Raw genomic sequence first — 12,478 nt, 5'->3', positions numbered from 1 at the left:
GTAAAAATTTATTATAAGACGGGTGCGTGGGATGGTGTCTAAAAAAGTTCTGTTTTGTGCAACTGTGGATTATCATTTTAAGGCTTTTCATTTACCGTATTTGAAATGGTTTGCAGACCAAGGCTGGGAAGTACATGTTGCAGCGAATGGGAATATAGATCTTCCGTACGTTACTCAAAAATATAATATTCCTATTCAAAGATCACCTCTTAGCATACAAAACCTTCATGCATATAAAAAACTAAAATCAATTATTCATCAAAATAAATATAATATCATTCATTGTCATACGCCTATGGGAGGTGCAATTGCTCGTCTAGCTGCCCGGAAAGCACGGGGGGAAGGGACAAAGGTCATATATACGGCGCATGGATTTCACTTTTGTAAAGGAGCACCGTTTATAAATTGGCTTCTATATTATCCAATCGAAAGAAGTTTAGCAATCAATACAGATTGTCTCATAACAATTAACCAAGAAGATTACAATTTAGCAGTTAAACATCGTTTTCAAGCGAAAGATATTAAACTCGTTCATGGTGTAGGGGTAGATATAAAACGATTTACTCCTGTAACTGAAACGGAAAAGCAAGAATTAAAGCTACAATTTGGCTATAATTCACAAGATTTTTTAATGTTTTATGCAGCTGAATTTAATAAGAATAAAAATCAAAGTTTTTTAATCCGTGTAGTAGCACAATTGAAAAACGAAATTCCTCATGTGAAACTTTTGCTTGCTGGTGAAGGGCCGTTAATGGAAGAATGCAAAAAACTGGCTAATCAACTTGGGGTGAGTAATATGATTCATTTTCTCGGTTATAGAAGTGATATTGCTTCTTTACTACAAATGTGTGACATTGCAGTTGCATCCAGTCACCGGGAAGGCTTGCCAGTTAATATTATGGAAGCTATGGCTTGTGGACTTCCGGTTGTAGCTACTGATAATCGGGGGCATAGGGAGTTAATTATTAATAATAAAAATGGTTGGATTATAGATCGCGATGACATAAAGACGATGTCTGAAAGAATAGAGTCTATTTTTAAAAATATTAAATTACAAGCTCAGTTTGGACAGTGTGGACGTACTATTATTACAAATGAATATTCAGTTAATGAAGTATTGAAAGAGAAACAAGAAATTTATACAACATATATGGATGAAATGGAGGATTTAAATTGGGCACTCCATTAAGGGTATTACATGTAGTCGTAAATATGAATAGAGGCGGAGCCGAAACTTTAATTATGAATTTGTATCGTAATATAGACCGCTCAAAAGTACAATTTGATTTTTTAACTTGTAAAGAGGGAGTATTTGATGAAGAGGTAGCAAAATTAGGCGGAAAAGTTCATCGAATTCCATACGTTACAGATGTTGGTCACAGTGGCTATATAAAGGCACTAGATACCTTCTTTAACTCTCATCCGCAATATAAAATTGTTCATTCACATATGGATAAAATGAGTGGATTTGTACTTCGTTCAGCTAAAAAAGCGAGGGTGCCAGTTAGGATTGCGCATAGTCATAGTACAAGCAGTGAGGGTGGGGCTATAGCAAAAATATATAAATGGTATGCAGGAGCATTTATTACGCCGTGTGCAACACATTTTTTAGCGTGTTCAAGAGCTGCAGCGCAATGGTTGTTTGCTAATAGAGAAAGTGCAACAAAAATATTGAAAAATGGAATTGAATGTGATGAATTTACATTTAATCAAGACATTAGAGAGCAGGTAAGAAAAGAACTGAAACTTCATGGGGATGTTTTTGTGATTGGACATGTGGGAAGATTTTCATATCCAAAAAATCATACTTTATTAATAGATATTTTTGCTCAATTAATAGAATGTAGGCCGAACTCTATTCTTCTGTTAGTTGGAGATGGACCGCTTCGATTAGAAATAGAGAAAAAGGTGGAGAAACTGAACCTAACAGATAAGGTTAAATTTTTAGGAATACGTGGTGATATTAATCGTTTATTACAAGCATTTGATACATTTATATTTCCATCTATTTATGAAGGTTTGCCAGTCACTCTTATTGAAGCTCAAGGGGCGGGTTTACCATGTGTTATATCGGATACTATTACGCAAGATGTAGATTTAGGGTTGAATTTAATCGAACGGTGTTCTTTGTTAGATATAAGAAAATGGGTAAAAGGGTTGCAAGTTATAGCAGATAAGCAGGTATCACGAAACGTTGCACAATATGTACTAGCTGAAAAGGGATACGATATAAAAAATAGTACAGGGTTTGCCCAAAAATTTTATGTAGCAGTATCGAGGTGAGCGTATTGAAAAAGTTAACGATTTTTACCCCTACATATAATAGAGCATATTGTCTTCAGGGGTGTTATGAAAGTTTGAAGCAGCAAACGTGTAAAGATTTTATGTGGTTAATTATAGATGATGGGTCTGATGATTGTACAAAGGAGTTAGTGCAATCTTGGATTTCTGAAGATTGCATAAGCATACGGTATTATTGGCAAGAGAATCAAGGGATGCATGGTGCTCATAATACAGCTTACGAGATGATTGATACAGAACTCAATGTTTGTATTGATTCAGATGATTCAATGCCTAGTGATGCCGTAGAGAAAATTATTTCGTTTTGGAATGAAAATGGAAGTGACCAAGTAAGTGGGATTATTGCGCTTGATTTATATAAAGATGGGACAGTAATTGGTTCAAAGTTACCATTGAATCTTAAACGTTCTACACTTTTTAATCTTTACAATAAACATGGTGTAACTGGAGATAAAAAATTAGTATATCGCACAGAACTAACTAGGAAGTATCCTTATCCGATTTTTCAAAATGAAAAGTATGTAGGTTTGGCATATAAATATTATATGTTGGATCAGAAATATGAGATGTTACTCATGAACGAATCTCTTTGTTATGTTGAATATATGCCTGATGGTTCTTCTATGAATATGTTAAGCCAGTATCGTAAAAATCCAAAAGGTTTTGCTTTTTATCGTAAGGAACTGATGAAGCTACCATTTGCAAATAGGTTATTTAAATATAAACAAGCTGTACATTATGTATCAAGTAGCTTTATAGCGAAAAATAAAAGATTTATAAAAGAGTCACCATGCAAAGTACTTACCCTTTGCGCAGTGCCATTTGGGGTTATTCTATATAGTTACATTACATTGAAAACAAGAATAAAAGTAAATATATAGGGATTTACTTAGTAATTGATAAGAGGGAAGAATAATGACTATACTTTGGATGAATTTCTTTATGGTGTTCATACTAGCGTTTTTCGCAAGGTATTTTGCTATGCCAGTAACTTCAGGAATTGTGATGTTAAAGCCGAATCGACTATTGGTTTTAATGGCGACGACTTCTCTTGTACTGGTATCTGGTTTTAGAAATAATATTGGTGATACGTATTTTTATATGCATGCTTTTGCAGTTACCGATTTTAATTGGGATTATATTCAAAGTAGTAAAGATGTTGGGTTTAGTATTTTGCAAATGATTTTAAAAGTATATACGAATGATCCGCAAGTTTTGATTTTTATCACAGCTCTAATAACAAATATATTAATAGTAGCAGTTCTATATAAATACTCAAGAATGATTGAGTTAAGTTTATATGTATATATAGCATCCGGTATGTATTTAGTTTCAATGAATGGAGTAAGACAGTATTTAACCGCAGCGATTATTTTTACTGCTACAAAATATATTTTAGATGGGGATTGGAAAAGGTATTTTTTGATTGTTCTATTTGCTTCGACTTTTCATCAAAGCGCTCTTGTATTAATTCCTATTTATTTCGTGGTCCGAAGAAAAGCATGGTCGACAATAACATTTATACTACTCTTTATTGCGGTATTAATAGTAATAGGGTTTAATCAGTTTTCAGAAATTTTCTTTGCAACTATAGGGGATACACAATATGGTCACTATAAGGATTTTCAAGAAGGAGGAGCTAATATTCTTCGGGTTGTGGTGGATGCAATACCGCTCATTCTCGCTTATATTGGAAGGCATAAATTAAGAGAGATTTTTCCGGAAAGTGATTATATCGTAAATATGGCATTATTGGGTCTAGTTTTTATGATTATTTCAACTCAAAATTGGATTTTTGCAAGGTTCTCCATATATTTTGGATTATACCATTTGATATTGATATCATGGGTTATAAAGTTATTTATAGAAAAGGATCAAAAGTTAATTTATTATGCAATAATAGTATGTTACTTTATTTATTTTGTATATGAACATATTGTTACTTTAGGGATAGTTTATAAGAGTAGTTTCTGGGGGTAAAATGTATACTTGAAAACCATTCGTAGATGGGAGTAATTTTCAATGTTTAAACTAGAACGACCAAAAAGAGTGTTACACATCGTTAGTGCGATGGATCGAGGTGGCGCTGAGGCATTGTTAATGAATGTATATAGGAATATAGATAGAGAAGTGGTGCAATTTGATTTTGTTTCCCATAAAAGTGAAGAAAGTGATTATGATAAGGAAATCATTGCGTTGGGTGGGGAAATATACCGAATATCTAGCTTAGGACAGCTAGGCCCTCTTTCATACATTAAAGAGCTTGTTAAGGTAATGTCTAGTAATCAGTATGTGGCGGTCCATTCACATACTGATTATCAAGGGGGATTTGTTGCTATTGCTGCTAAAATAGCTGGTATAAAAATAAGGATTTGTCATTCACATAGTAATAATTGGCCGATGGGAGCGGGGGTAAAAGGGAAGATTTTATTGAGTTTCTTACGAACAATTATTACTTATGCTGGAACAAATTATTGTGCGTGCAGTGTGGAATCTGCACGTTTTTTATTTCAGAAAAACATTGAAAATCCAAAGGTGAAGATAATGAAAAATGCAATAGATACTAATCAGTTTACTAATGCAAATATACAGGATAGTAATGAAATTAGGGATGAATTCAATATACCGGTTGAAAAAAAAGTGATTGGCCATATTGGGCGTTTTTCTGAATCTAAAAACCATATATTTATATTAAAAGTTTTCAATGAGGTATTGAAATATGATCCTAATTTTATGCTTGTTTTAGTAGGAGATGGTCCGTTACAGAATTATATTGAGCTAGAATCCAAAAGATTAGGTATCTATGAAAAAGTTAAGTTTTTGGGAGTAAGAAAAGACATTCCGAGAATTATAAGGATTTTTGATGTTTTTCTTTTCCCATCACTTTTTGAGGGATTTGGAATTGTGGCCTTAGAAGCACAGTGTGCAGGGGTTCCGTGCGTAGTGGCAAGTACAATAACTAAAAATGTTGATATGGGATTAGGGATAGTATCATTTGTTAGCTTGGATGAAAATCTTAAAATATGGTCTGCAGAAATTCAAAGAGTTTTGGAAAAAGAAAAATTAAATACAGAAATAATAACTGATACAATCTCGAAGCTAGGTTTTGATATAAAGAGTAATATTCCAGAGTGGTTATTATTATATGGGTTAGAATATAGGGAATCATAGTTAATTGTAATTATTTTCATTAGAAGAAAAATTGTAAAATAAATTGGGTGAGGGAGTAAAAAATGAAAAAGAAAAAAATTCTCATTACATCATTTGATATGGCAATTGGTGGAGTAGAAAGAAGTTTAATTGGTTTATTGAATACAATCGACTATAGCAAATATGATGTAGATTTGATGTTATTTAAACATGAGGGAGAGTTTCTTTTTTTATTACCTAAACTGCCTAATTTGTTAAAGGAAGTAAAACAATATACTACTTTTAGAAAATCAATTAAGCAAATATTGCAAGAAGGGCAAATTACAATTGGAGTGGCAAGGACTTTAGGGAAAATTTTAGGAGATGTGCATGGGAGATATGTGAAAAGTGCAGAAGTTGGATATTTCGTTATTCAGTATGGCTGGAGAATAACTTTACCCTTTATACCGAAACTGGAAGAGGAGTATGATGTAGCAATTAGTTTTTTATGGCCCCATTATTTTGTTGGAGATAAAGTTCGCGCGAAACGAAAGATTGGCTGGGTTCATACAGATTATTCAAATATAAATCTTAATGCAAACATGGAGTATAAAATGTGGAGCAAGATGGATAACATCGTAGCAGTTTCAGAAGGATGTAGAGATTCATTTCTTAGTAGTTTACCAAATGTAAATAAAAATGTTGAAATTATAGAAAATATATTATCTCCTGAGTTCGTACGTGAACAAGCACAGAGGGAAGATGCTATGAAAGAACTACAGATGAAATCAGGAAAAGTAAAGCTTGTTACTGTAGGACGGTTGTCATATGCAAAAGGAATAGACTTTGCTATGCATGCTTTAAGAAAACTATTAGATGAGGGATATGATATTGAATGGTATGTAGTTGGTTATGGAGCACAAGAAGCTGAACTTAGAAAGTTATTAGCTGAACTTAATCTGGAAAAACATTTTTTTTTATTGGGTAAAAAGACAAATCCATATCCATATATAAAAGCATGTGATATATATGTGCAGCCATCAAGGTATGAGGGGAAAGCTGTAACAGTTCGTGAAGCGCAAATTATCGGAAAGCCAGTACTTATTACCAATTTTTCAACTGCAAAAAGTCAAGTGCAGGATGGGATTGATGGAATAATAACTGAGTTGGGGGTAAATGGGATAGCAAATGGAATAAAGAAACTTATTGAAGATAAAGAGTTAAGAGAAAATCTGGTAGAAAATACACTTAAAGGTGAATATGGAAATCGTAATGAAATTGATAAATTATATGAATTATTTTCGTAAAGTGAAATAAGTTAAAAATTTTTAATATTTTGATTATAATAAAAACACTTTAGGGTAGTGATAGTTATGAAGAAAAAAATTTTATTCGTTATAGATTCGCTACAAAGTGGAGGAGCTGAAAAAAGTTTAGTTTCTTTACTTTCTTTATTTGATTATACGAAATATGAAGTAGATTTGTTAATGTTTTCTGCTAGTGGATTGTATTTACCATTACTTCCAAAACAAGTAAACGTCTTAGGTGTACCGACAATTATTAAAAGACAAGCAGAGAAATTTAATTATTTAATTAAGCATAAATACTTTAAAGAGTTATTTCTTAGAATTGGGGCTTCTATATCTCTTAGAAATCCATACATAAATAAAAACTTTCATGCAGCTCAAATCGTTTGGAGATGGGTGTCTAAAGGATTGGAGAGTTTAAAGGAGAAATATGATGTTGCCATAGCTTATAGTCAAGGAATGCCAACATATTTTGTGGCAAATAAGGTTTATGCGTACAAAAAAATAGCTTGGGTGAATACGGATTATAAGTTAGCTGCATATAATAAAGATTTTGACTTGAACTATTATGAAGAATTTAATGAAATAGTAGCTGTGTCCGATGTTTGTAAGGAAGTGTTGACTCAAGAAATTCCTAAAATAGGGTCAAAAATTCAGGTTGTATATGATATTATATCGCCGACGTTAATTAAATCGATGGCAAATGAGAATGAAGGATTTAGTGATCAGTTTGATGGATTACGAATATTAACGATTGGTAGGTTAGTATATGAAAAAGGATATGAATTGGCCGTAGAAGCTTGTTATAAATTAAAGCAAAAAGGATATAGATTTAAGTGGTATGTAATTGGTGAGGGAAATCTTCAAAGTGAACTTGAGGATATGATAAGTAAATATAATTTACACGATACTTTTATGTTATTAGGTACTTTCAAAAATCCATATCCCTTTATAAAACAAAGTGATATATATGTACAACCTTCAAGATATGAAGGATATGGGCTGGCAATAGCAGAGGCTAGAATATTTCAAAAGCCTATAGTAGTAACCGATTTTATAACAGTTCATAATCAGATCAAAAATAGAGAGAATGGTTTAATAGTGAAGATGGACTCGGAAGCGATATATGAAGGGGTGAAAGAAATTATAGAAAACGATTTGCTAAAAAAACATTTATGCGAAAATTTAAAGAAAGACAAGGTTGGAACGGAGGAGGAAATTAAGAAAATATATGCTTCTTTCAATTAAAGGGTTTTATAAAGGAAAAGGTTAACAAAAGTTTATTGATGAACAAGAGAAAGTAGTTGGGGGAACTATGAAAAAGAAAATACTCTTTATGGTTATAAATATGAATATAGGTGGTACGGAGAAGGCCCTATTAAATATGGTAGCAGAAATTCCACAAGACAAATATGAAGTGACAATTTTAATGTTAGAGAAAAAAGGAGATTTTTTAAATTTTATCCCAACGGGGGTTCGTATTGAGTATGTAAAGGGTTACGAGGAAATGCAACATATATTAAATAAACCATCGCGAGTAGTTATAGCGGATCTTATAAAACAATGGGAAATTGTAAAAGCGTTTCAACTAGCATTCTTGTACTTAGTCTCTAAGATTATGAAAGAAAGGAGTGTGATTTTAAAATATTGTTTACAGAATTATGAAGATAAGTATAAGAATTATGATATTGCTATAGCTTATGCTGGACCAATGGATTTTATTAGTTACTTTGTAGCGAATAAAATAGAAGCAAGACGAAAGGTTCAATGGATACATTTCGACATTGAAAAGATATATTTTAATAAACACTTTGTAAGTAAAGTATATAAAAAATTTCAGCATGTTTTTGTTGTTTCGGATTTAGGAAAGAAAAAACTTACTCAAACGGTACCAGAATTGATTAATAAGACAGAAACATTTTTAAACATTATTTCACCTGAAATGATAGCGAATATGGCGAGTGAAGGAATTGGATTTACGGATGATTTTAAGGGAGTAAGAATTCTTACTGTTGGTAGATTGAGTATAGAAAAAGGACAGGATTTAACAATACCGGTGTTAGCGAAGCTTAAAGAAGCTGGCTACAATGTTAGATGGTATTGTATAGGAGATGGAAAGGAACGAGGAACGTATGAAAAGCTCGTGAAAGAATACGGTATTCAGTGTGATTATATATTTTTAGGAGCAGTTTCGAATCCATATCCCTTTATGAAACAATGTGATATATATGTACAACCGTCTCGATACGAGGGATACTGCATAACGCTTGCAGAAGCTAGATGTTTTAATAACCCAGTAATTAGTACAAACTTTACAGGAGCAAGTGAACAGATAATCCATAACCATAATGGATTAATAATTCAATTTGATGAGAAGCAAATGTATGAGTCTATTGTACAAATATTAAGTGATAAATTGTTGGAAGGCCGGCTGAGAAAAAATATAGAAAAAGAAGTGGTAGATACGAGGGAAGAATTAAAAAAGTTATATAGAATAGAAAATTCTAGTGTGTAATCTGTTTGGGAAGGTAGTAGTATTGTATTTCAGAAATATGGAACGTTAGTTGTAATAGATTTTTTTGAAAACATCTTGGAGAGGATGTTTTTTATTTTGTTATAAAATATTTAGATGGTAGAAGGAGATAGTTATGAAGAGAGTGCTATTTATGATAAGTAGTATGAATATAGGTGGTGTAGAAAAATCACTTCTTTCTTTGTTATCTGTTATACCAAAAGAAAAGTATGATGTTACGGTATTGATGCTGGAGAAAAAAGGAGGGTTTTTAAAACAATTACCAAGCTGGGTAAAGATAGAAGAAGTAGATTGGTTTGAAAATATAAAACCTAAAATTATGCAACCACCAAAGAAAACGATTAAAGAGTATTTTGAAAATAGAAGGTACATTAAGGCTTTAACTTTTGTACTCTCTTATGTGGTATCTAAAAAGTTAAAAGATAGATATGTTTTTTATAAAGAAATTTTTAAAGGCATTCCGCATAATAAGAATAAATATGATATTGCAATAGCATACCAAGGGCCCACTGACATAATTGATTATTATATAGTTAATAGGGTAGCTTCAAAAAAGAAAATTTCTTGGATACATTTTGATGTTTTTCAACATCAAATTAATACAAAACTATATGAGAAATTATATGATCAGCTGAATAATATATATGTAGTTTCTAAAGAAGCACAAAAACATTTAATAGAGAAGTTTCCTAAAGTGAAAAATAAGACGAGTGTCTTTTTAAATATTGTACTTCCAGATTTAATAAATGAAATGGCGAAAGAAAAAGTAGAGTTTGATAATGGATATAAAGGTATGAAGATAGTAACAGTAGGTAGACTTTCAAAAGAAAAAGGTCAAGACCTTGCAATTAAAGTTTTATCAATGTTACGCAAAGAGGGATATGAGGTACGATGGTACTGTATCGGAGAAGGGGAGAATAGAGCGTATTATGAGACACTAATAGGTAAATATAATCTGAAAAAAGATTTTGTATTATTGGGATCGACACAGAATCCATATCCTTATGTACATCAATCAGATATATATGTTCAAACTTCTAGGCATGAAGGATATTGTCTCACATTAGCTGAGGCGAAATGCTTAAAAAAGCCTATTGTAACGACTAATTTTACAGGAGCATATGAGCAAATAAAAGATGGCTACAATGGTTTTGTTGTTGAATGTAATGAGGAAAGTCTATATAACAAGATTAAATATCTTTTGGATCAACAAAGAGTGCGTGAAGAGGTAACGACTAATTTGTTAGAAGAGGAATTTAACAACTTAGAAAAGGTAAATAGTTTTCTAAGTTAATTGCAAATGGAAGGGTGCAATTATGAATCCTAAAATTAGTATTATTGTTCCAGTTTATAAAGTTGAGCAATATATCCATAAATGTATTGATTCTATATTAAAGCAAACGTTCAAAGAGTTCGAGTTAATACTTGTTGATGATGGATCTCCTGATAGTTGTGGTGAGATTTGTGATAGGTATGCGATTCAAGATAGCCGGATTAAAGTAATCCATAAGGAGAATGGTGGATTATCTTCTGCAAGAAACGCTGGATTAGACATAGCACAGGGAGATTATATAGGATTTGTTGATAGTGATGATTGGATAGAAATGGATATGTATGAATTGTTATATGGTATGTGTGTAGAGCAAGGCTGTGATATAGCTATTTGTAGTAGTGAAATTCATTACAATGATAAAACGGTAATTTCGAGTAGTCATCCATTTGTTATTCATGATAGAAATAGTGCGATGAAAGCGATGTTAGAAGGGAATTTGTATGATGAAGTTGTTTGGACTAAGCTTTTTAAAAGAAAACTATTGGGGGGGATTAAATTTCCAGTCGGTATTTCTTATGAAGATACAGCTTTTACATATAAAGTCATTCATAAGTGTGAAAAGGTATGTTTTATAGGAGAACCAAAATATCATTATATAAAGCGCGATAATAGTATGATGGATCGTGCTGTAAAAGAAGTTAAAATTGACGCAGTATTAATTTATGATGAAATGTGTAAATTTATAAATCAATACTATAAGGAATTAAATACTTTAGCCATATTAAAGTTAGGGAATTGTTCGATGGTGGTTTTAAATTTAATATTATTGAGTGGAAGATTTAATGAGCATAAGATTAAATATTATAAGGTTATTGGTATATTGAATCGTTATTTTTATAAAACAATGCGTTTAAAAGAGTATGGGAAAAGTGTGAAATTTTTATTATTGGCGACCAAGATACATCCATTATTGTATAAACTTTTAATTAATAATTTTGCAAAAAGGGGATAGATATGAAGAAGTCTTTGTTGAAATTATATTATTTATATATTGGAGCAAAGAATAAAGTAACTATTCAATATAATAGGATTATTACTATGAAAAGGAAGCCTCCAATAGTGAAAAGTGTTGATGAAACACTTGACTATATTATAGAGAATAATTGTTCAGTAAGTAGATTTGGTGATGGTGAATTTGCTCTTATAAATGGAGAAAATTTAATTTTTCAGCCGTATTCAAAAGAATTAAAGGATAGACTGGATGAAGTTATTAAGAGTAATAAGATGGACCATTTGGTTTGCATTCCAAATATTTTTGGGAATTTAAATTGGTGCACGGACAAATCAAGAGGATATTGGGAAAAATATTTAGAGTTAAATCGTAGCAGAATTTATAAGAGTATACGTATGAATAAAGAGTATTACGATGCATTAGTTACAAGGCTATATATAGATCATCAAGATAAGAGTATGGTTGGAATTCGCTTTGATAAAATAAAAGATATTTGGAATGGTAGAGAAATAATCATTATTGAAGGGGAAAAAAGTAGACTAGGGATAGGAAACGATCTTTTTAAAAATGTTAAAACCATTGATAGAATAATATGCCCATCGAAAAATGCTTTTGCGAAGTATAGGGAAATTTTAGAGTTAGCAAAGAGTCAAAAAAAATCGAAATTAATATTAATTGCACTAGGTCCAACAGCTACGGTATTAGCGTATGATTTATCTTCTGTTGGATATCAAACGTTAGATATTGGTCATATTGATATAGAGTATGAATGGTTTTTGAAGAAAGCGACAGAAAAACAACCTATAAAAAATAAGTATATCGGTGAAGTAGATGATGGAACTAATGTGAATGCAATTAGTGACTTGAATTATGAGAGTGAGATTATTGCCAGGATAATATAACTTTATTGTTATGAGGATTCT

11 protein-coding genes are annotated in these 12,478 nt (G+C 31.6%); all 11 read left to right on the top strand.

Features of this window, described 5'->3' with window-relative positions:
* The first annotated feature begins 31 nt into the window (after positions 1-31).
* Positions 32-1,189: a glycosyltransferase family 4 protein gene (locus COC96_RS20860; RefSeq protein ID WP_098266966.1), complete on the top strand. Its 1,158-nt coding sequence runs from the start codon at positions 32-34 to the stop codon at positions 1,187-1,189.
* The gene (locus COC96_RS20855; RefSeq protein WP_098266967.1) at positions 1,174-2,283 is read left to right on the top strand and encodes a glycosyltransferase family 1 protein; all 1,110 of its coding nucleotides are present in this window, start codon (positions 1,174-1,176) and stop codon (positions 2,281-2,283) included. Before COC96_RS20860 ends, COC96_RS20855 begins: the two co-directional genes overlap by 16 nt.
* A gap of 5 nt (positions 2,284-2,288) precedes the next feature.
* Entirely contained in the window at positions 2,289-3,182 is an 894-nt protein-coding gene (locus COC96_RS20850; protein WP_098266968.1) for a glycosyltransferase family 2 protein, read from the top strand.
* Positions 3,183-3,216: 34 nt separating this feature from the next.
* Positions 3,217-4,281 (top strand): EpsG family protein, encoded by a 1,065-nt coding sequence (locus COC96_RS20845; RefSeq protein WP_098266969.1) that lies wholly within the window; start codon positions 3,217-3,219, stop codon positions 4,279-4,281.
* A 42-nt stretch (positions 4,282-4,323) separates the two neighbouring features.
* Positions 4,324-5,472, top strand: coding sequence for a glycosyltransferase family 1 protein (locus COC96_RS20840; protein ID WP_098266970.1), 1,149 nt, complete (start codon positions 4,324-4,326; stop codon positions 5,470-5,472).
* Positions 5,473-5,534: 62 nt separating this feature from the next.
* Complete coding sequence (locus COC96_RS20835; RefSeq protein WP_098769293.1) at positions 5,535-6,737, top strand: glycosyltransferase; 1,203 nt, start codon at positions 5,535-5,537, stop codon at positions 6,735-6,737.
* A 66-nt stretch (positions 6,738-6,803) separates the two neighbouring features.
* Positions 6,804-7,985: a glycosyltransferase gene (locus tag COC96_RS20830; RefSeq protein WP_098266972.1), complete on the top strand. Its 1,182-nt coding sequence runs from the start codon at positions 6,804-6,806 to the stop codon at positions 7,983-7,985.
* A gap of 67 nt (positions 7,986-8,052) precedes the next feature.
* A complete protein-coding gene (locus tag COC96_RS20825) occupies positions 8,053-9,252 on the top strand; it encodes a glycosyltransferase (RefSeq protein WP_098769292.1) in 1,200 nt (399 codons plus the stop codon).
* Between the two features lie 133 nt (positions 9,253-9,385).
* Positions 9,386-10,564, top strand: a complete 1,179-nt coding sequence (locus tag COC96_RS20820) for a glycosyltransferase (RefSeq protein WP_098769291.1) — start codon at positions 9,386-9,388, stop codon at positions 10,562-10,564.
* Between the two features lie 22 nt (positions 10,565-10,586).
* Complete coding sequence (locus tag COC96_RS20815; RefSeq protein ID WP_098769290.1) at positions 10,587-11,555, top strand: glycosyltransferase; 969 nt, start codon at positions 10,587-10,589, stop codon at positions 11,553-11,555.
* Between the two features lie 2 nt (positions 11,556-11,557).
* Entirely contained in the window at positions 11,558-12,457 is a 900-nt protein-coding gene (locus COC96_RS20810) for an SP_1767 family glycosyltransferase (protein ID WP_098769289.1), read from the top strand.
* Positions 12,458-12,478 lie beyond the last annotated feature (21 nt).

Source organism: Bacillus cereus (assembly GCF_002577405.1).
Lineage (GTDB): Bacteria > Bacillota > Bacilli > Bacillales > Bacillaceae_G > Bacillus_A > Bacillus_A cereus_AU.
The sequence above is the reverse complement of the archived record's forward strand: the minus strand, read 5'-3'. Positions and strand labels throughout refer to the sequence as shown.

Excerpts from the sequence above, each read along its gene's own strand:
- COC96_RS20860 (WP_098266966.1), top strand. The coding sequence starts at position 32 with ATGGTGTCTAAAAAAGTTCTGTTTTGTGCAACTGTGGATTATCATTTT.
- COC96_RS20820 (WP_098769291.1), top strand. The coding sequence starts at position 9,386 with ATGAAGAGAGTGCTATTTATGATAAGTAGTATGAATATAGGTGGTGTA.
- COC96_RS20840 (WP_098266970.1), top strand. The coding sequence starts at position 4,324 with ATGTTTAAACTAGAACGACCAAAAAGAGTGTTACACATCGTTAGTGCG.
- COC96_RS20825 (WP_098769292.1), top strand. The coding sequence starts at position 8,053 with ATGAAAAAGAAAATACTCTTTATGGTTATAAATATGAATATAGGTGGT.
- COC96_RS20835 (WP_098769293.1), top strand. The coding sequence starts at position 5,535 with ATGAAAAAGAAAAAAATTCTCATTACATCATTTGATATGGCAATTGGT.
- COC96_RS20810 (WP_098769289.1), top strand. The coding sequence starts at position 11,558 with ATGAAGAAGTCTTTGTTGAAATTATATTATTTATATATTGGAGCAAAG.
- COC96_RS20830 (WP_098266972.1), top strand. The coding sequence starts at position 6,804 with ATGAAGAAAAAAATTTTATTCGTTATAGATTCGCTACAAAGTGGAGGA.
- COC96_RS20815 (WP_098769290.1), top strand. The coding sequence starts at position 10,587 with ATGAATCCTAAAATTAGTATTATTGTTCCAGTTTATAAAGTTGAGCAA.
- COC96_RS20845 (WP_098266969.1), top strand. The coding sequence starts at position 3,217 with ATGACTATACTTTGGATGAATTTCTTTATGGTGTTCATACTAGCGTTT.